General features: G+C 62.4%; 19 protein-coding genes. 1 reads left to right on the forward strand and 18 read right to left on the reverse strand.

Translation table 11 applies throughout. The features are described from left to right. From VD811_00295 to VD811_00365, 15 genes are all read right to left on the reverse strand, one after another. A partial coding sequence (locus tag VD811_00295) for a pitrilysin family protein (protein HXV19409.1) occupies positions 1–603 on the reverse strand: 603 nt, incomplete at its 3' end. A 16-nt stretch (positions 604–619) separates the two neighbouring features. After that, a complete protein-coding gene (pnp, locus tag VD811_00300; protein HXV19410.1) occupies positions 620–2,719 on the reverse strand; it encodes a polyribonucleotide nucleotidyltransferase in 2,100 nt (699 codons plus the stop codon). Between the two features lie 235 nt (positions 2,720–2,954). Next, the gene (gene rpsO, locus VD811_00305) at positions 2,955–3,221 is read right to left on the reverse strand and encodes a 30S ribosomal protein S15 (protein HXV19411.1); all 267 of its coding nucleotides are present in this window, start codon (positions 3,219–3,221) and stop codon (positions 2,955–2,957) included. 97 nt (positions 3,222–3,318) lie between these two features. Then, on the reverse strand, positions 3,319–4,233 hold the full coding sequence (truB, locus tag VD811_00310; protein ID HXV19412.1) for a tRNA pseudouridine(55) synthase TruB: 915 nt from the start codon (positions 4,231–4,233) through the stop codon (positions 3,319–3,321). 1 nt (position 4,234) lies between these two features. Beyond that, positions 4,235–5,191, reverse strand: coding sequence for a bifunctional oligoribonuclease/PAP phosphatase NrnA (locus tag VD811_00315; protein HXV19413.1), 957 nt, complete (start codon positions 5,189–5,191; stop codon positions 4,235–4,237). Next, complete coding sequence (locus VD811_00320; GenBank protein HXV19414.1) at positions 5,157–5,534, reverse strand: ribosome-binding factor A; 378 nt, start codon at positions 5,532–5,534, stop codon at positions 5,157–5,159. The genes VD811_00315 and VD811_00320 overlap by 35 nt, the downstream gene beginning before the upstream one ends. Positions 5,535–5,544: 10 nt before the next feature. Further along, complete coding sequence (locus tag VD811_00325) at positions 5,545–5,832, reverse strand: DUF503 domain-containing protein (GenBank protein HXV19415.1); 288 nt, start codon at positions 5,830–5,832, stop codon at positions 5,545–5,547. Positions 5,833–5,848: 16 nt separating this feature from the next. Continuing rightward, on the reverse strand, positions 5,849–8,743 hold the full coding sequence (gene infB / locus VD811_00330; GenBank protein HXV19416.1) for a translation initiation factor IF-2: 2,895 nt from the start codon (positions 8,741–8,743) through the stop codon (positions 5,849–5,851). After that, a complete protein-coding gene (locus VD811_00335) occupies positions 8,743–9,339 on the reverse strand; it encodes a DUF448 domain-containing protein (protein ID HXV19417.1) in 597 nt (198 codons plus the stop codon). Before VD811_00335 ends, infB begins: the two co-directional genes overlap by 1 nt. A gap of 5 nt (positions 9,340–9,344) precedes the next feature. After that, entirely contained in the window at positions 9,345–10,628 is a 1,284-nt protein-coding gene (gene nusA, locus VD811_00340; protein HXV19418.1) for a transcription termination factor NusA, read from the reverse strand. Positions 10,629–10,698: 70 nt separating this feature from the next. Then, a complete protein-coding gene (rimP, locus tag VD811_00345; GenBank protein HXV19419.1) occupies positions 10,699–11,187 on the reverse strand; it encodes a ribosome maturation factor RimP in 489 nt (162 codons plus the stop codon). A gap of 118 nt (positions 11,188–11,305) precedes the next feature. Continuing rightward, positions 11,306–11,944: a hypothetical protein gene (locus VD811_00350; protein ID HXV19420.1), complete on the reverse strand. Its 639-nt coding sequence runs from the start codon at positions 11,942–11,944 to the stop codon at positions 11,306–11,308. 99 nt (positions 11,945–12,043) lie between these two features. Continuing rightward, on the reverse strand, positions 12,044–13,336 hold the full coding sequence (rlmD, locus tag VD811_00355) for a 23S rRNA (uracil(1939)-C(5))-methyltransferase RlmD (GenBank protein ID HXV19421.1): 1,293 nt from the start codon (positions 13,334–13,336) through the stop codon (positions 12,044–12,046). Beyond that, the gene (locus VD811_00360; protein ID HXV19422.1) at positions 13,333–13,728 is read right to left on the reverse strand and encodes a hypothetical protein; all 396 of its coding nucleotides are present in this window, start codon (positions 13,726–13,728) and stop codon (positions 13,333–13,335) included. Before VD811_00360 ends, rlmD begins: the two co-directional genes overlap by 4 nt. An 8-nt stretch (positions 13,729–13,736) precedes the next feature. Then, positions 13,737–14,489 (reverse strand): RNA methyltransferase, encoded by a 753-nt coding sequence (locus VD811_00365; GenBank protein HXV19423.1) that lies wholly within the window; start codon positions 14,487–14,489, stop codon positions 13,737–13,739. Between the two features lie 313 nt (positions 14,490–14,802). Here VD811_00365 and VD811_00370 point away from each other — a divergent pair, with 313 nt between their 5' ends. Continuing rightward, the gene (locus VD811_00370) at positions 14,803–15,735 is read left to right on the forward strand and encodes a fibronectin type III domain-containing protein (protein ID HXV19424.1); all 933 of its coding nucleotides are present in this window, start codon (positions 14,803–14,805) and stop codon (positions 15,733–15,735) included. Positions 15,736–15,845: 110 nt separating this feature from the next. Here the strand turns inward: VD811_00370 and prsR are convergent, their stop codons facing one another. The 3 genes from prsR to VD811_00385 form a co-directional block, all read right to left on the reverse strand. Beyond that, entirely contained in the window at positions 15,846–17,225 is a 1,380-nt protein-coding gene (gene prsR, locus VD811_00375; GenBank protein ID HXV19425.1) for a PEP-CTERM-box response regulator transcription factor, read from the reverse strand. Between the two features lie 30 nt (positions 17,226–17,255). Next, complete coding sequence (prsK, locus tag VD811_00380; protein ID HXV19426.1) at positions 17,256–19,301, reverse strand: XrtA/PEP-CTERM system histidine kinase PrsK; 2,046 nt, start codon at positions 19,299–19,301, stop codon at positions 17,256–17,258. A 181-nt stretch (positions 19,302–19,482) separates the two neighbouring features. Further along, on the reverse strand, positions 19,483–19,826 hold a 344-nt coding region (locus VD811_00385), incomplete at its 5' end, for an ElyC/SanA/YdcF family protein (protein ID HXV19427.1).

Consider the following 19,826-nt stretch of genomic DNA (forward strand, 5'->3'; position numbering starts at 1 on the left):
GATCGACTCGACGATTTGCCCGTGCTCCAGGTCGCCGGCAGCACAGACAATAATGTTGCTGCCGCAATAGCGCTCGTGCATGAACGCCAGCAGCGACTCGCGGGAAATATTCCCCACGGTCTCCATCGTACCGATGATCGAGCGACCCAGGGGATGCCCCTCCCAGAACGTCTGACTGAAGAGGTCATGCACCAGGTCGTCGGGGGTATCCTCCAGCATGTGAATCTCCTGGAGGACCACCCGGCGTTCCTTTTCGATCTCGTCGAGATCGAAAATGGAATTGAGCACGATATCGGAGAGAAGGTCGACGGCCAAAGGGAGCTTTCGGGCCAGCACCTTGGCGTAGTAACAGCTGTACTCGCGACTGGTGAAGGCATTGAGCACCCCGCCGACCGAATCGATCTCCTTGGCAATCGCCAGGGCCGAACGGCGCTCCGTCCCCTTGAAGAGCATGTGCTCGATGAAGTGGGAGATGCCGTTCTCCGGTTCCTGCTCGTGCCGGGAACCGTTTTCAACCCAAAAACCGACGGTCACCGAGTGCGCCCCGGCGACCCTTTCGGTAATGACGCGAATGCCGTTGTCGAGTACCGATTTTCGAATCATTCTCTCTGTCCCGCTCTTATCCTTCAGCGGGGAGAGTCTGACCCAGCGCCTCTTTGCGGGAGAGCTTGATCTTACCCTGCTTGTCGATGCCGATGCACTTGACCAACACCTGATCGCCCTCGTTGAGGACATCGGTCACGTTGCGGACCCGCTCCGTATCCAGCTCGGAGACGTGGACCAGACCGTCGGTGCCGGGGAAGATTTCAACGAAGGCACCGAATTCCATGACCTTGCGGACAGTGCCCAGGTAGAGCTTGCCGACCGTCGCTTCCTGGGTCAGGTCGCGAATCATCTTGATCGCCTTCTTGCACGCTTCGCCGTCGGCGGAAGCGATATTGATCTTGCCGTCGTCCTCGATGTCGATGGAGCAACCGGTCGCCTCGATGATGCCCCGGATATTTTTGCCGCCGGAGCCGATGACGGTGCGGACCTGGTCGGACTTGACATAGATGGTGGTGATGCGCGGCGCGTAGGGGGAGAGTTCCGCTCGCGGAGTGGCAATGGCCTCGGCCATTTTACCCATGATGTGGATGCGCCCGGCCCGGGCCTGCTCGAGGGCCTGCTTCATGATCGCCCGGTCAACGCCGGTGATCTTGATGTCCATCTGCAGGGCGGCCACGCCGTCGGCCGTGCCGGTAACCTTGAAGTCCATGTCGCCGAGATGGTCCTCGTCACCTAGAATGTCGGAGAGCACCGCCACGTCGGTCCCTTCCTTGATCAGGCCCATGGCGATCCCGGCCACCGGGGCAGTGATCGGCACCCCGGCATCCATCAGCGACAGGGTGGCGCCGCAGACACTGGCCATCGAGGAGGAACCGTTCGACTCCAGGGTGTCGGAGACGATGCGGATGGTGTAGGGAAAGGCGTCGTGCTTGGGCAGCACCTTGGCGATGGAGCGCTCGGCCAGGTAACCGTGGCCGATCTCCCGGCGCCCGGGAAAGAGGCGCATGCTCGTTTCCCCCACCGAGAAGGGAGGAAAGTTGTAGTGCAGCATGAACTTCTTGAATTCCATCCCCTGGATGTTATCCATGCGCTGCTCGTCCATGGAGGTCCCCAGGGCGACAGCCACCAGGGCCTGGGTTTCACCACGGGTGAACAGGGCGCTGCCGTGGGCGCGGGGAAGGGTCCCGACTTCGCAGGTGACGGGACGGATGGTGGTCATGTCGCGGCCGTCGATGCGCACCTTGTCCTTGATGACCATCTGCCGCAGCACGCGCTTGTTGACGGAGCCGAGGATGGCGGAAATTTCACCGCCGCGCCCCTCGAATTCGGCCTCCAGGGCCTCCTTGACTTCGGCCTTGATCTGATCGATGGCGGCGTAGCGCTCCTGCTTGCTCGGGATTCGGCTCGCCTCGATGAGCCGCTGCTCGGCAAGAGCGACCACTTTCGCTTCGAGTGCGGGATCCGCCTTGGCGACTTCAAACTGCCGCTTGGGTTTGCCGACCAACTCCTGCAGCTTGAGCTGCATGTCGATCAGCGGCTGCAGGGCGTTGTGGCCGAAGAAAATCGCCTCCAGCATGTCGTCTTCGGAGACCAGGTCGGCCTCCCCCTCGACCATCATGACGGCGTCCCGGGAACCGGAAACGACGATCTCCATGTCGCTCTCGGCCATCTGCAGCCGGGTCGGATTGGCGATCAGCCGGCCGTCGACGCGGCCGACGCGGACGGCGGCGATGGGCCCGGCGAAGGGGATGTCCGAAACGACCACGGCCGCCGAGGCAGCCACCATCGCCAGGGTGTCCGGATCGTTGATCAGGTCGGCTGAAACGACGGTCGGCATGATCTGGGTCTCGAAGAGGTATCCCTTGGGAAACAGAGGGCGCATCGGCCGATCGATGAGACGGCAGATCAGCGTCTCGCGCTCTGACGCCCCGCGCTCCCGGCGGAAGAAGGAGCCGGGGATCTTGCCGGCCGCGTAGAATTTCTCCTGGTAATTGACGGTCAGGGGGAAGAAGTCCTGCCCCTCGCGCATTTTGCTGGCGGAAACGGCGGTGCACAGTACCTTGGTGTCGCCGTAGGTGATGACCGTGGCACCGTGTGCCTGGCGGGCCATCTTGCCCGTTTCGAGGGTCAGCGGCTGGCCGTTGAATTCGATTTCTACCTTGTGGTAAGCCATGTTGGTTCTCCTTTTAGGTCGGCAGAAGCGAACGAAACAGAGTGGAGATGAAAAAGACCCTGCCGACGGTTTGTAGAACTAATAAATGGCGAAAGGAGGATGGCCTGAGACAAAGTCCGCATGCCCCGACGGGTCAGCACGCCAGACTCTCTCTCCGGACAACCTCCAGAGCCATTACCCGAAAAAACCGGAGGCAGCAGGCTCTTCGGAATGAAGAAGAGCGTGCTGCCCCGTACTACCTGCGGATCCCTAGTTTATTGATAATCGTGCGATAGCGCTCGACATCCTTTTTCTTCAGGTAATCCAGAAGCCTTCTTCTCTGCCCGACAATCTTGAGGAGCCCGCGCCGAGAGTGGTGATCCTTCTTGTGGGTCCGGAAGTGCTCGGTCAGATAGGTGATGCGCTCGGAAAGAAGCGCGATCTGCACCTCAGGAGAACCGGTGTCCCCCTCATGAGTCTTGTACTGTGCAATAAGTTCCTGTTTGCGTTCCGTGGCCAGCACTGTGCCACCTCCTTTCAATGAGAGAATTTCCGGGGAAACCGGAATTCGGTAAAACATCGGACTTTTATCACAAAACCCCGGCGCTGTAAAGGGCTAATCACGCGGCCCGAGCCGCCTGAAAAACCCTCAAAAGCTCAAAATCGCCGCGTTTTTCATTCAACCGACCCGGTGCGAAGCGGGCAATGGCCAACAGGGTTCCGGTGTGCATGAGGCGAACGGTCTCGCCTTCAGGACAGCCGGGCGCCGCCGACAGGGAAGCGAGCGCCGGCGGGATGCCGTCGGCAAGCCGCCGGCTCGCTTCCGCATCGACCTCCAGGGCCGGCATCCCGCGCAGAGCCTCGTCCACGGAAAGGAGCGGAGGCGCTGCGGTTCCATTGGTCTCCAGCCGTTCCAGGGTAACACAGTCGGCCTCGGTGAAGGAACCGCTGCGGGTGCGCCGCAGTGCCACCAGGTGCGCGCCGGTGCCGAGGGCCAGGCCGAGATCGTGGCAAAGGGTGCGCACATAGGTTCCCTTGGAGCAGTCAACTTCAAGGGTGATCAGGGGGAGATCGACCTCGAGGATCTGCAGGCGGTCGATCCGCACCTCGCGCGACTCACGCTCCACCTCGATCCCCTGGCGGGCCAGGCGGTAAAGCGGAACGCCATCTTTCTTCAGGGCCGAATACATGGGCGGCAGCTGGCGAATCACCCCCTCGAAAGACCGGGCCGCGGCAATGACGACTTCCGCCGTGAGGCCCTCCACCGGACGGCGCTCCAGCACCTCGCCTTCGGCATCCTGAGTCGTGGTGGCCTCGCCGAGCTTGAGGACCGCACGGTAGGTCTTGTCCCCCTCCATCAGAAACTGGACGATGCGGGTCGCCTCGCCGATCGCCACCGGCAGCACCCCGGTGGCCATGGGGTCGAGGGTGCCGGTATGGCCGACGCGCCGCGTCCGCAGCAGACGGCGCACCCGCCGCACTACATCATGGGAGGTCATCCCCTGCGGTTTGTCAATGAGCAGGATGCCGTTCATGTCAGGCCAGCAACTGGTCCAGACGCTCGAAAACAGTCTTGCGGACCTCTTCCAGGGTCCCTTCGACCATGGCTCCGGCGGCGTTGTGGTGGCCGCCGCCGCCCAGGTGGCGGGACAGGGCACCCACATCGACCTGACCCTTGGAGCGCATGCCGATTTTGTAGGCGGCCGGCCCGATCTGCCGAAAGAAGAGCGCCACCTCCACCCCGCGAATGGAGCGGGGATAGTTGACGAAGCCGTCGGTGTGCTCGGGCCCGGTACCGGTCTCCTCGTACATGGGAGTGGTGACACTGACCGAAGCGTAGCGGCCGCAGGAAGAGACCGTCAGGGTCGCCAGCGCCCTGGCAAGCAGCCGCAGCCGCTCGGCCCCCTGACTTTCGTAAAGACCGGAGGCGATGGCCCAGGGCGAGACGCCTTTCTCCACCATCTCGGCGCCGATGCGGAACGCTTCCGGGTCGGCATTGGAGTAACGGAACGAACCGGTATCGGAGAGGACGGCCGTATAGATGCAGGTGGCCACCTCGAGAGAGATGTCGTGTCCGGCGGCCTTCAGAATGCGGTAGATGAGCGCGCCGGTAGCGCTGGCCGTCTCGTCGACATAATGGATGGAGCCGAAATGCTCGGAATGGGGGTGATGATCGATGTTGACCAGGGTCCGGCAAACATCGCGCAGGTGGGTGCCGGCCCGCCGCAATTCGCCGGCATCGAGAACAAACCCGGCATCGAAGACGGCTTCATTTTCAATGCTGCGGACCACGGTCGGCGCGCCCGGGAGAAAATCGAAAGGCGACTGCACGCCGTCCCGGTTATAAGCAACCACCTCCTTGCCCATTTCGCGCAGGGCATTGGCCAGAGCCAGGGTCGAACCCAGGGCGTCGCCGTCGGGACTTTCGTGGGAAGCAACCAGGAAACGTCGACCGTCCTCAATCAGCTTCAGGAGCGCCGGAACCATCGTCATCCTCGGTGTGGATTTCCTTGAGCAGGGTCTCGATCCGATTGCCGTATTCAAGCGAGGAATCGAAAGCGAAGAGGATATCCGGGACGTAGCGCATGCCCAGCCGACGGCCGAGTTCGCGGCGCAGGAAAGGCACGGAACTCTGCAGCCCCTTTTCAGTGTTTCGGCGGACTTTCTCGTCGCCCATCACGGTGAAATAAACGCGGGCCAGATGCATATCCGGCGTCACGTCGACGGCAGTAATGGTGACGAAGCCGATCCGGGGATCCTTCAATCCCTTGATCAGAAGAGCGGATATTTCCTTGTGAATCTGCTCTCCGACCCGGTGTGAACGCTTGAATTCCAAATTTCACCTTCTAATAGTGGATGAATTCGACGAGTCGCTCGCCGATTTCGGCCGCGCCCGAGCGGCCGATCTCCTCCTCGACCAGGTCGAATACGCGACGGATGGCAACCTCCTGCAAATCGACCATGGCGAAGCCGAGTTCTGCCCGCTGCCAGAGATCCTGCAGCCCCGTTTCGGCACAGGAGACCGGAAACCGGCTGCGGCAGCGGCCGAGGATGCTGCGGACGATCCCCCGTTTCTCCTTCAGGCTGCCGGGAGAGTACAGAATGAGGTCCAGCCGCAGAACGCCAACCACCATGAGCTCTTCCCGGCGATCAGAGAGTGGTCTTCACCGACTCCATCTCGAAGGCTTCGATATTGTCGCCGACCTTGATGTCGTTGTAGTTCTCCAGGCCGATACCGCATTCGTAACCGGTGGCCACTTCGCGGACATCATCCTTGAAGCGCTTGAGAGAACTCAGCTTGCCCTGCCAGACGACGACATTGTCGCGCACCAGCCGAACCTGGGCGCCGCGCAGAATCTTGCCGTCCAGAACGTAACAGCCGGCAATGGTCCCGACCTTGGAGACGACGAAGGTTTCGCGCACTTCCACGCGGCCGAGGTATTTCTCCCGCAGGGTCGGCGCCAGCAGCCCTTCCATGGCGTCGCGGATATCGGCAACCGCGTCGTAGATGATGTTGTACAGACGGATGTCGACCCCTTCGGACTCGGCCAGGTTGGCCGCCTTCGGCTCGGGACGCACGTTGAAGCCAAGGACGATGGCATCGGAGGCCGAGGCGAGCGAAACGTCGCTCTCGGTGATGCCGCCGACCCCGGTATGGATCACGACCAGGCGGCAGGCTTCGGTGGAGAGCTTGACCAGGGCATCCTTGACCGCTTCGACGGAGCCCTGAACGTCACCTTTGATGACAACCTTGAGTTCCTTGACCTCGCCCTGCTGAATGCGGGCGTAGAGCTGCTCAAGAGAGATTTTGCTGGTTTTGGCCAGTTCCGCCTCGCGCATTTTCTGCTGGCGATGCTGGGCCACGTCCTTGGCAATTTTCTCGTCCTCAACGGCGTGGAAGGTATCGCCGGCGTCGGGGACTCCGGTCAGACCGGTGACTTCCACCGGGAAAGAGGGCCCGGCCGCATCCACGCGATTGCCGCGGTCATCGGTCATGGTCCGCACCCGGCCGTAATGGACGCCGGTGACGATCGGATCGCCGATGTGCAGGGTCCCCTCCTGCACCAGAACGGTGGCGACCGGCCCCCGGCCCCGGTCGAGGCGGGCCTCGACAACGGTCCCGCGAGCCCGCTTGCTGGGGTTGGCCTTGAGCTCCATGACTTCGGCCTGCAGCAGGATCATCTCCAGCAACTGATCGAGATTAATGCGCTGCTTGGCCGAAACTTCGACGAAAATAGTTTCTCCGCCCCAGTCCTCGGGAATGAGGCTGAACTCGGTCAACTCCTGCTTCACCCGCTCGGGATTGGCGTCGGGCTTATCCATCTTGTTGATGGCAACGATGATCGGTACACCGGCCGCTTTCGAGTGATTGATCGCTTCCTTGGTCTGCGGCATGACGCCGTCGTCCGCCGCCACCACCAGGATGACGATGTCGGTCACCTTGGCGCCACGGGCACGCATGGCGGTGAACGCCTCATGGCCGGGGGTATCGAGAAAGGTGATCTGCCGGCCGTCAAGCTGCACATCGTAGGCACCGATGTGCTGCGTGATGCCGCCAGCTTCGCCCGCCGTCACGTTGGCCGCGCGGATGGCATCGAGCAGACTGGTCTTGCCGTGGTCGACGTGGCCCATGATGGTCACCACCGGCGGTCTCGACTTGAGGTCCTCGGGTTTCCCCTCATCACCCTCACGCAGGCTGGCGTGCTCGAGAATCGTATCCTCGTCGAAGGCCACGTTCTCGACTTCGTAATTGAACTCCGAGGCCAGGATGGCAGCGGATTCGAAATCGAGAGGATGATTGATGGTGACCATCGTCCCCTGGCGCATCAACTCCTTGATGAGGTCGTTGGCCTTGACTCCCATGCGCTTGGCGAGTTCACCCACGGTGATGACATCGGTGATGCGGATGATTCGCTTGATCGCCTTGGAAACGGTGACCTCGGTTTTCTTGAGCGGTTTGGCAGCCCGGCGGCCCTTGCGGAACTTGTCGCCACGCTCGAGGTCGAAGATCTCCACCCTCCGGCCCCGACGAGCGCCGGCATCGCCACGGCCCGGTTGGGCTTCGCTGTAATCGGCGCCTTTCCCTTTTTTATTCTTCTTGCCGCCGCGGGGCTCCTTGGTCACCAGGGTTTCCGTGGGCGCCGGGGCCGGGCGGCCGCCGGGGGAAGGACGGCCACCGGGTGCCGGACGGCTGCCTGGGGCAGGACGCGACGGTCTTTCACCAGGTGCCGGGCGGCCACCGGGTGCAGGTCTTTCGCCGGGTGCCGGACGGCTGCCCGGGGCTGGTCTTTCACCGTAGGGTGGACGGCCGCCAGGGGCGGGTCTTTCGCCGGGTGCGGGACGGCTGCCGGGTGCCGGCCTTTCGCCGGGCGCCGGCCGACCGGGACGGAACGGCTCTTCACGCCGCCCGCCGCCGGGACGCTCGGGCCGCACAACTTCTTCCCGTCGCTGGGGAGCCGCCGCCTGCGGCAACTCGACCCGGCCCAGGATTTTAGCCCGGGAGGCGGTCACTTTTTCGCCGCGGGCTTCCTTGGCCGCCGGCGCAACCGGCCGGGCAACCTCTTCCGCGGGTTTTACCGGGGTGACCGGTTCGACTTCGGCAACAGGCTCGGGTGCCCGGAGGGGCGGTGCGACAGCAGCCGACGGCTCGACAGCGGGTGCCACCTTTGCCGCTTCTGCAGCGGCGGCGACCGGCTCAGCGGGCACACCCGGCTCGGCGGAGGTCTTGACCGGGGCAGCGGCCGGCGGCTCTTCCCTGACCGGGACAGCAGACGGCTCAACCGCTGCTTCGGGAGCAGCTTCCTCAGCGGCGGCAACCGGCAGCGTCTCCTTGCGGCGACGACGAATAATGCCGGGCGTGATCCGTTCTTCCTCGATCTTCTCCGCCGGCGGCGCAGTTGCCGCTTCGAATTTATGGAGATCCCCCTCTTCGAGGACGCTCATATGGTTTTTCACATCGACCCCGGCGTGCTGGAGTTTCTCCATGAGGACTTTGTTGTCAAGCCCGAGTTTTTGCGCCAGTTCGTACACCCTTGTCTTTCCCATCAACTCTCCCCTACGATATTCTCATAACGCGACAGTTCGGTTTTTACAGATTCTGCCAGCAGTCCGTCCCTGAGAGCGACGACGCTTCTCTCGCCCTTGCCGAGAATCTGGCCGAGAATCCCCTTGTCAAAGAGGCGGAAGCAAGGGATTTCGGCCATCGCCGCCTTGGCAGCCACTTTCTCGCCGATCGCGGCGGAAACATCGGTCGCCATCAGTACCAGCGTCAGGCCCGTGCGGCCGCCCAGGCTGTCCATCACCAGGCTGCTGCCGGAGACGACATTGGACGATTTGCGCGCCATCCCGAGCAGATTCAGAATGCGTTCACGAATCTGCTGTCGTACCGCTTCCCTGAGAACCGCCGCGTCCAGGTCACGGGTCTTGCCCCGGAAGGCACGATCGAACTGTCGCCGTTTGACCGCCGATTCGATGCAGTTGCGGTCGAGGCAGGTATAGGCGCCACGTCCCGGCAGTTTATGGCGGTAATCGACCAGCACTTCACCCAAGGGTGAGAGCACGTAACGAACCAAACCGTCCTGATCGAATACCTGCCGGCAGCCAAGACAGCTGCGTTGGGCCTTGTGACGGGGGGTGGACAACCGGGTTATTCCTCCTCCGTCGCTTCCAGATTTTCAGCGGCCACCTCGGCGCCTTCTTCGCCGGACACTTCCAGCTCGGCCAGGCTCTGGGCGAGTTCTTCCTTGGTCATGCTGCTGCGGCCGGCAATATGGTGTGCCTTGGCCATCTCGTACAGCTCGTCCCGGGTGTGCTCACCTGCCAGTGCATCGGCCTCGGCGGCCAGCGCATCGGCCTCGGCGGCGGCTTCGCCCTGCCGGAGCTCTTCCAGCTCGGCCTCGGCAGCCCGCGTTTCACTCTTGATATCGATCTTCCACCCCGTCAGCTTGGCGGCCAGGCGGACATTCTGCCCCTTCTTGCCGATCGCCAGCGAAAGCTGGTCGTCGGGGACGATGATCTCCAGGGCCTGCCCCTCGTCATCGACGTAGACCCGGGAGACTTCGGCCGGCGCCAGGGCGGAACAGGCAAAACGGGCGGGTTCCGGGGTCCAGGGGATGATATCGATCTTTTCGCCGCGCAGCTCGGAGACGACATTCTGCACACGGGAGCCGCGCATGCCGACACAGGCGCCCACCGGATCGACATCGGGATCGTGGGATACAACCGCGATCTTGGCCCGGCTTCCGGGCTCTCGGGCAACGGCCTTGATCTCGACGATACCTTCGGCAATCTCGGGCACCTCGAAGTGGAAGAGGGCGGCAACAAGGCCGGGGTGAGTTCGGGAAAGGATGATCTGCGGCCCCTTGGGGGACATTTTCACATCGGCGATATAGGCTCTGACGCGATCGCCCTGGCGATAGTTTTCCCGCGGCACCTGCTCGCGATGCGTCAGTAGCGCCTCGGCCCGGCCCAGGTCGACGATCAGGTCGCCACGCTCGTAGCGACGGACGATACCGTTGACCAGTTCGCCCACCCGGTCCTTGAATTCGTTGAAGACGCCTTCACGCTCGGCTTCCCGAACCTTCTGGATGATCACCTGCTTGGCGGTCTGGGCGGCGATCCGGCTGAAATTGCTGGCGTCCATCTTCATGCCGAGAGAGTCGCCGACCTCAACGTCCGGATCGATTTCACGGGCCTCTTCGAGATCGATCTCCTTGTAGGAGTCCTGAACCTCCTCGACGACGGTCACGAATTCGAAAAGCTCGACCTCTCCCATCTCGTCGTTGAAATGGGCTTCCAGTTCACGGGTATTGCGATACTTCTTGTTGGCGGCAGAGAGCACCGCGGACTCGAGAGCCTCGACCAGCACGGCGCGATCGATCCCCTTGTCCTTCACGACCTGGTCAATGATATGGTTAAGATTCACCGTCATCCGTTTATCCCCCTGTACAGGTCTGCTCGCAGGGTCATCCACCCCCCGCGGCATGTTTCATCAGCGTTGTTTAAAATTCGAATTCCAGGTTGGCTTTGGCAATCCCTTCCAGCGGGATTTCGACCACGCCACCCTTCTTGTCCAGTTGCCGGATCCTGACCAGGCCCGACTCCAGGCCCAGCAACTCGCCTTCGAAAGTCTTGCGGCTGTGGCCGCGATCGTCCGGATCGAGCTTTTCAAAGGTCTTGACCTTGACCAGCCGACCCCTGAAGCGCGCGTAGTCTGCGGGCTTCTTCAGCGGACGGTCGAGACCGGGCGAGGAGACCTCGAGCCGGTAGGCGGTGTCGATGACATCCTCGACCTCGAGCAGGGCATCGATTTCCCGGCTCACGTCGGCGCAATCGTCCAGGGTGACCCCGCCCTCCTTATCGATGAACAACCGCAAAAACCAGTCGCGTCCTTCCCGCTTGAACTCGAGATCGACAAGCTCCACAGCCATATCCTGCAAAACCGGGGCGATCAGCCGTTGAACCTTGTCGAGAGTAGACTCCTGGGACACGGTGCTTTCCTTTACCCCTTTTCAAATAAAAAAAGTGAGCGGTAAGCTCACTTGACTGCGTGAACGATGAAACAACATTTAACTACCATGAAGGTTACGAAATTGCAAGCGAAAAAAGCTAGACGCCGCTTGCGGACAGCACGAGGGTCTGCAGAATCTGCTCCATCTCACGAATATCGCCGGCGTCCCGCAGAGGGTCGGTGTAATAGAGATAAAACCAGTAAGGCGAACGGAAGCCGACGATGCCGATGAACTTCCGCGGCTCGTCATGCATGCGGAAGCTTGCATCGACCCGGTAGGCGAACTCGGCCCCCCGGAGCTCCGTCCTGCCGCTCTTCTGACGTACCTCGGTCGCTCCCTCCTCGTCGACAAGACCTTCCCCCGCGTATTTGGCTGAAGCGGCAACCGCCTTCCTGCTCGGCGCAATCTCCCCATCGCGCAGAGCGCTGAAGTCGATCGCCAGATAGGCGTTGCTGGCCGCGTTGACGATGTAAGCCTCGTTGGCGGCCAGCCTTTTTTGGGCAGCCGCCTGCAGTGCGGCGGGATCGACTTTTTTGCCTTGGGCGAGCAGCTCGTGTTCCAGATGTTCGGCGATCTCCTCAACCAGGAAAGGGGGGGCCTCACGGCTGATCGACCAGCGATCGCTGGGGAGCTCTACCTTCAGGACTACGCCGGAAACCAGCTGCAGCGTCTCCGCCGGCAGCGAAAGGGGGAGTGTAAACAAAAAAACCAAAGACAACCAGAGCGCTTTTCGCATAGACACCTCAGCGGAAGTAGAGTTATGCATTCAATCTAGCAGAAGTCGGCCGGGTGACAAGCACTGCCCAAGGATTCCTCATGGGAAGGGCGGCGGACGCTAAGCACCGAGGCGCAGAACGGTCACGCTTTCGGTGTGGTAGGTCTGGGGAAAGAGATCGAAGGGGCGGGCCGAGACCACTTCATACCCCCCGTGCAGCAGGGGGACCAGGTCCCGGGCCAGGGTCGGGGGATCGCAGGAGACGTAGATGACCCGCGGCGGCCGCAAGCGCACCAGCTCCCGCACCACCTCATAGGCGCCGGTACGCGGCGGATCGAGCACGACCAGATCGAAGGCCTGCATGGCCGCGACCTCCCGGATCGCCGACTCGGCCGGCCGGGACTGAAAGCGGACACGGCCAAGACCGTTGGCCCGGGCGTTGAATTCGGCCTGCCGGATGGCGGGTGCGTAGTTTTCGATGCCGACGACCTCCCCGGCCTGCAAAGCCAGCGGCAGGGAGAAGTTGCCCATGCCGCAGAAGAGGTCGAGGACCCTCTCCCGCCCGGTCAGGGCGGCCGCGGAACACACCTCCCCGACCAGCTGCCGGTTCTGCTCCAGATTGACCTGGGCAAAGCCGCCGGCGCCGTAGGCGAGCCGCAGGCTCCCCGCCCCGAGGGGCAGGATGTGCAGGGCATCCTCGCCGCAGACCCGCAGCAGGGTCTCCTTGCGGCCGCACTGCATGAACAGGGAAATTCCGGCCTGCTCGGCCAGCGGCCGCAGATAATCGGCCAGTGCCGCGGCCGCCGTCCCCAGGGCATGCACGGTGACCCGCACCCGCCCCTCGTCGTCGACCTCCATGTCGACCTGGGGGACCAGGTGAGGGAAGGAGGAGTCCGGCAGCCACCGCCGGAACAGCGTCAGAACATCGTTCAGGCGGGGAGCGGCGATGGGACAGGACGCCACATCGATGACGTAATGGGTGCCGCGGCGATAGAACCCCATGACGAAACCGGCTTCGGTCTGCCGGCACTTGAACTGGACCCGGCTGCGGTAGCCCCACTCATCCGGAGCCGGCACCAGGGGCCGCAGCACGGACGCCTCGATTTTCGCCTGGCGCTGCAGGGTTTCGGCGAAGATGCGCTCCTTCCAGTTGCACTGCTCGCCATAGGGGAGATGCTGCCACTGGCAGCCGCCGCAGTCGCCGAATACCGGACAGGGCGGTGCGCGCCGCTGCGGCGCCGCGGCGAGCAGTTCGACCAGTTCCGCCTCGGCATAGCGCTTGCGGTCCTGCACGATCCGGCAGCGAATCTGGTCGCCGGGGGCGGTCAAGGGGACGAAAACCGCCTTGCCGTCGAGGCGCCCCACGCCGCTGCCCCCGAAGGCCAGGGCATCGATAGAGAGCCGCTCGCTCATTGGCCGGGCCAATGCGGACGACGACCGTGCCGACGGCGCTCGAGTTCGACGGCAATGAACCTGCCGGGGAAGGCGGGGACAGACAGATAGGGCAGCGAACTGCGGATGAAACTGTCCATGAGCGCCTCGCGGGTCCGTTCCACCGCCTCTCCGGCGACCCCCATCTTCTCCAGCCTGCGGACGAAGACCACTTCGCTGCCCAGCACGGCGCGGGCAGCCTGCAGCGCTGCGGCGGGGTCGGTCGAGCCGGCAAAGTTATCCAGATGCAGCGCCACACGGCAGCGGGCCTCGATATAAACCCGGTGATAATCACCGAAATAGCGGTTCGATCGGTCGAAAAATTCGACGGTCAGGCCGTTGTCCAGCCGCACGCTGCGCAGGGTGGCTTCCATTTCCTTCCTCACTTCTGCTTTCCGTCTTCCGCCTTTTTCCGTTCCCCCTCGATCCAGTCGAGGCGGCTCCACAGACCGTGCAGGATGCGCACCTCACGGTCGTTGAGGCCGGCCCGGCCGAAGATCCGGCGAAACGTATGGAGGATATGCTCGGGGTTCTGCGGATCGAGAAAACCGATCTCCAGCAGGGTCCGCTTCATGTGTCCGTACATCCCTTCGAGCACCTTCCCGGTCGCCAGGCGCTTGCGGCCGGTGCTTTTGCCGGCAGCCTCGCCTCTGGCTTTCGCCGTCTCGTAGAGACAGAGGGTGACTGCCTGGGCCAGGTTCATGGACGGCAGCTCGTCGCTGGTGGGGATGGTGATGAAGCGCTGGCAGAGGTCGAGTTCGGCGGTGTGCAGACCCTTGTCCTCCCGGCCGAAAACCAGCGCCACCCTCCCCTTCTCCGTCCAGGGGAGAAGCTGGCGGGCCGCCTCGTCGGGATGGAGGAAATCCTCCCGGTACTTGCCGAAACGCCGGGTGGTTCCAAGCGCCAGCTGACAGTCGGCCAGGGCCGACGGCAGGTCCGGAAAAACCGTGGCGGCCTCAAGCAGGCGGCCGGCCTTGACCGCCATCCGCCGCGCCTCATCGGCGAGATGGTCCGTCTGCGGAGCGACCAGGCGCAGGTCGCCGAAACCGAAGTTCATCATCGCCCGGCAGACCGAGCCGATATTGAGCGCGCCCTGCGGCTCAACCAGAACAATACTGATATGGTCCAGATTCATAGGCGCGCATTATATCCGGATTTTCTCGCAAAAAGGAACCCATCTGTCAAAAAAAGTCACTGCCTGGTCGCTATTTGAAAAGGTTGCAGTCCTCCCGCAGCGCAAAGGCGCCCTGAATCCCTCGCAATCAATCCCCACTGGATGGCTGCAGGCCGAAAACCCCTTGGCACACCCATTGCAGTGACTGCTACGTGCGAAACAGGTGACGCCAACAGGTTGAACCAAGGGCATTTTCGCCAATCCACCGATGAGTTAAACACTGGCTGACACTCCCCCAGGGCGGTCGGCCGACTTTCCAGCCAAAAGGTCTGCCATGACTAGAAAAGCGCTTCAGCTCCTTACGGTTTTGCTTCTCGCTTGTGTTGTCCTCCCTTGCCCGGTCCTTGCCAAGACCCTGACCCTTGCCTGGGATGCCAATACCGAAGCTGACGTGATTGGCTACAAGCTCTACTACAAGGCCGATTCCTCAGTTGAACCCCTCAACGGGACTGGAGCGCTCGAAGGCCCTTCCCCCATCAATGTCGGCCAAGCAACAACGGCCACCCTCACCGGCCTGGCCGATGACCGGATTCACTACATCACCGTAACCGCCTATAACTCCAACGGTCAGGAAAGCACCTATTCCAACGTCGTTGCCAGCGCCGCCATCACCACCGACGATTCCGGTACCGTCGACAACGGCGGCGTCAGCGACGGCAATACTGGCGTCGACAATACCTGGCAGCCGCTCCTCTGGTATCCCGCCAACGGCGCCATCGCCGAGTCCGTCCCCGTCCAGATCGACTGGGAACCCCTGCCGGCCGGGTCGCAAGCGACTTTTACCCTTTACTACGGGACCGATCCCTACCTCGGCGCGAACATTGTGGCCGCCAATACCGTCAACCCTCTGGACACGCCGGCCCTGCTGGCCGGGGTCTTCTTCTTCGGCGGCGTCGGCCTGGCCACCCGGCGGCGCCGGCTGCTGCTGATGCTCATGCTGACCCTGCTGGCCGCCGGTCCTCTGCTGAACGGTTGCGGCGGCGGGGGCAGCTCCTCGGGCTCGGCGACGCCGGTGAACGTCGGCGACAGCTCCACCACCCCCCTGCCAGGCACCGCCGCTGTCCGGGTGTTTGAAGGTCTTGAAGACAACTCCTTCATCGCCGGGGACCTGCAGGCCGGCACCACCTATTACTGGAAGGTCGTGGCCGTCGACGGACAGACCCGCGTGGAAAGCGACATCTACAGCTTCACCACCAAGGCCAACTGAGAATTTAGCCAGGTCATTATTTACCACCGAGAACGCTGAGGGCGCAGAGAGATCCTTGAAATTATCAAGGATTTCGCTGCGCCCTCGGTTTTTTTAGTAAAAGGACCGACTTAACCCGCCGGGTGGTGCAGCTTGTGCTTTTTCATCAGGTCGTACAGGGTCGGGCGGCTGACGCCGAGTTCTTCGGCAGCCCTGACGACATTTCCCTCCTGCCGCTCGAGAACCCCGGCCAACAGGTCCCGCTCCAGTTGGTCCCGTGCCTCGCGCAGAGTGAGGCCGGTGACGCTGGCTAGCCCTGCAGGCGGCCCGGAGGCCGGCGCCAGCCCCAGGTCCTTCACCTCGAGCATCGGCCCCTCGGCCATGATGACCGCCCGCTTGACCTTGTTTTCCAACTCGCGCACATTTCCCGGCCAGCCGTAGTTCCGCAGGGCATCCAGAGCCGCGGCACTGAAGCCTCGCACCCGCTTGCGGAAAGCATCGCTGAAACGACGCAGGAACAGGGTGGCAAGGAGAATGACGTCCTCTCCCCGCTGGCGCAAGGGAGGGAGGTTGAGGGTGATCACCCCGATCCGGTAGAAGAGGTCTTCCCGGAAGCTGCCGGCGTCGATGGCCTTGACGATGTCGACATTGGTAGCGACGACGATCCGGGCATCGACCTGGAGGTTCTCCCGGCCGCCGACCCGCTGGATGACCTGATCCTGAAGAAAACGCAGCAGCTTGACCTGCAGGATGGTCGGCAATTCACCGATCTCGTCGAGGAACAGGGTTCCCTTGTCCGCGTACTCGAACTTCCCCTGCACCCGGGCCTGGGCGCCGGTGAACGCCCCCTTCTCATGGCCGAAAAGCTCGGCTTCCAGCAGGTTCTCCGGAATGGCGCCGCAGTTGATCGGGATGAAGGGGCCGTCCCGCCGCAGACTCTCGCGGTGGAGCGCCCGGGCCACCATCTCCTTGCCGGTTCCGCTCTCCCCAAGAATCAGCACCGGCACATCGCTGGTCGCCACCTTGCGGATGGTGGCGAAGACCTCCAGCATCTGCGGGCTCTGCCCGAAAATCCCCAGAAACCCCGAACTCTCACCTTCCAGTTCAGCCTGCAGCCGCCGGTTCTCCGCCTCCAGTCCCGCCAGGTGGAAGGCGCGCTGGAGCATCACCTGAAGCTCGGTGAGCTCGATGGGTTTGGCGTAGAAGTCGTAGGCCCCCGATTGCAGTGCTCTGAGGGCATGCTCCCGCTCTCCCCGGCCGGTGAGCACGATGACCTTGGTCTGCGGCGCCAGGCCCAGCATCTCCTCCAGGCAGCGAAACCCTTCCGCCACTCCCTCCTCGTCCGGGGGGAGGCCCAGGTCCAGGGTCACCACCGGCGGCCGATGCTTTCTGAACAGGCTCAACGCCTCGGCAACATCCTCGGCAAGCAGGATGGAGTAGTCCTTGCCGAGACTCCACTTGAGCTGCTTGCGGATTTCGGCGTTGTCGTCGATTATGAGCAGCTTATTCATGGATAACCCTCATCCTTCATCCTTCATCCCTCATCCTTGCTCCTGCGGAAGCCAGACCGTAAACTCCGTCCCCTCCCCTACGGCGCTTTTCACCTCGATGCGCCCGCCATGCGCCTCGACGACCTGCCGGCACTGGTAAAGGCCGATGCCGAAGCCCTTTTTCTTGGTGGTCGCGAACGGCTTGAAGAGCCGCTCGCGGATAAATTCCGCCGACATGCCGCATCCCTGGTCGCGGCAACGGATGAAGGCCATGCCGTTGCTCCCCACCTCCAGGTGCACCGGCCCATGGCCGGCGGTCGCATCGAGGGCATTGAGCAGCAGATTCTGCACCACCTTGGCGACTTCGGAGCGGTCGACCAGGCAGTTGACCGGCCCGCCGGCCACCGTAATGCCCGCCTTCGGGACTTCCGCGACGGTCGCCGCCACCAGGGTTGAAAGCTCACAGCTGGCCAGTTCGAGGCGGGTCTTTTTTTCGAAATTCTTCAGCCGCTCGATCAGCCCCTTCATGCGCTGGACGCTGTTGTCGAGGGTCTCCAGCATGTCTCTCTGGAACTCGGGGTCGTCCATGTAGTTGCGGGCGTTCTCCACCACCAGAGCCAGATTCGACACCGAGTTCTTCAAGTCGTGCATGACAAACGCGGACACCTTGCCGATGGCCGCCATCTCCCGGGCCGTAGAAAGCTGCTCGGCGAATTTGAGGTTGAGCAGGGCCGAAGTCGCCTGCCGGGCCATCACCTTCATCAGATCGAAATCTTCGTAAATGAACAGCTCGCCCGGGTCGATCGGGGGACCGAGCAGAACAAAGCCTTCCAAAGCTTCTTCGAAGAGCAGAGGGACGCCGAAGCGAATCGCCTGGCCCTTAAAAACAGCGGGGATTTCTGACAGAACGTCAGGCCGCTCCTCCCGGCAGTAGACCCAGCGATGCTGTTCGAGATAGGCCACCAGCGGGTGATCCTTCTGCATGTCGTCCATTGGCGACAGTTCATGGACCGTCACACACCGGAAGTCGCTCCCTTCTGCCGACCGCAGAAACAAGGCAGCCCCTCGGATGGAGAAGGCTTCGCAATAGGATTTGAGGATCGCCAGGTGCAAGGCAGGTTCGTCCCGGGCCGAGGTCAGGGCCTGGGTAAAATCCAGCCAATGTTTCCGGTAATCATACTTGGCCTTGTAAAAATTCGTGTGCAGAAAGACCCTGGCCTTGCGCCGCAGGGTCTCCGAGAGCAGAACGGCGCAAAGGACGATCCCGCCGAGAAGAGCGATGGCGGCGAAAAAGACTCGCTGGGAAGAGGCCCCCAGGTAACGCATCCCTTCGCCGGCCAACCCCAGGCCGATCAGATAGATGCCGACGGCGGCAATCACGATCGACCGGTAGGCGAGAGTCTTCGAGACCTGCAGCCCTGTCGGCATTCCGCGACAGACACGGGAGAAGAGCATCAGCGAGACGCCGACGGCCATGGCCAGCGACCTGGCCGGCAGCAGCGACATATCCAGCGACCGATACAGCAACCCCTGGCTGTAGTAAAAAACCGACATGGCCAGCAGGGTGCCGGCGCCGAGCATCTCGAACTTCACCCGCCAGCGGTCCTGGCGCCCGAGGCCGGAGAAGGTTCGCTCCAGTTGCACCAGGCAGCAGATGAAGGCCAGCAGCAGTCCCAGGTAAAAGACATAGCCGGCCTGGCCCAGGAAAAGGAGGGATTCCTCGGCGAAGTCGGGAGAGATGAAGAAGCGATCCAGGTCGACCAAGAGCGCAAAGAGCAGAAAGGCGGGTGTCAGCACCAGAAAAGCGCGGCTGAGGCGCGGGATCCCGGCCACCCGGTAAACGCCGGCGAAGGTGGCGCAGAAGGCGAACCAGAACAGCGGCAGCAGGGATTCGCAAATCAGCGACAGTTTTTTCCAGGCGAGGTAATGGTCGGGGTTCTCCAGGGCGAGAAAATCGAAGACCTCGAGAAGGGAGAAGCAAACGAGACCGGCGGCGACGGCAAAGGCATTCAGGTTGCGGGATTGGCGCAGCAGGACGTAGGCCGCGTAGGCGACGGCAAGGAAGATGGCGAGGGTCGAAGCGACGAGCTGAAACATGAGAGACCACCCTGACGGCAGCGTTCAGCTTGCGAAAAAGGAGCTACGACAATAAGGTTTTATCCTTGCCAGGAGGGATACCCCCTGCCGACATGTGGATACCTTCACTTGGAGAACTGCAAAACGAATTCGAATCGAATCTTAACCCTTCCCCGAACCGGTTTCAACAGCCAGCCAGCGCTCAGCCAGTTGGAAAAAGCCCGTATCTCACCCGGTAATAAACCAGCTTGACCAACTCCACCGACATGGTGAGCAAGTACCGCCCTTTATAATCCGGATCTTTTGGAATCGGGTACACGGCAATCGTCACATCTGTCCCGGCAAAAACTCGGTTGAACGTCCACAGGGTACGCCTCGTATGATAAAAGGAGGTAACGACCAGCAGGCTGCGGACAGTGCGATTGCTGTCGGCGAGCACATGATGCCTGGTATTCAGCGCATCATAGTAGCTGCCGCTCCTGGTAAAGTTGAGCAACTCTATGGCTTCCTCGGGCACCCCCCGTTTCAGGAGTGATTCCCGGGCCC

It is taken from the genome of Desulfuromonadales bacterium (assembly GCA_035620395.1).
In the GTDB taxonomy this organism is placed as follows: domain Bacteria; phylum Desulfobacterota; class Desulfuromonadia; order Desulfuromonadales; family DASPGW01; genus DASPGW01.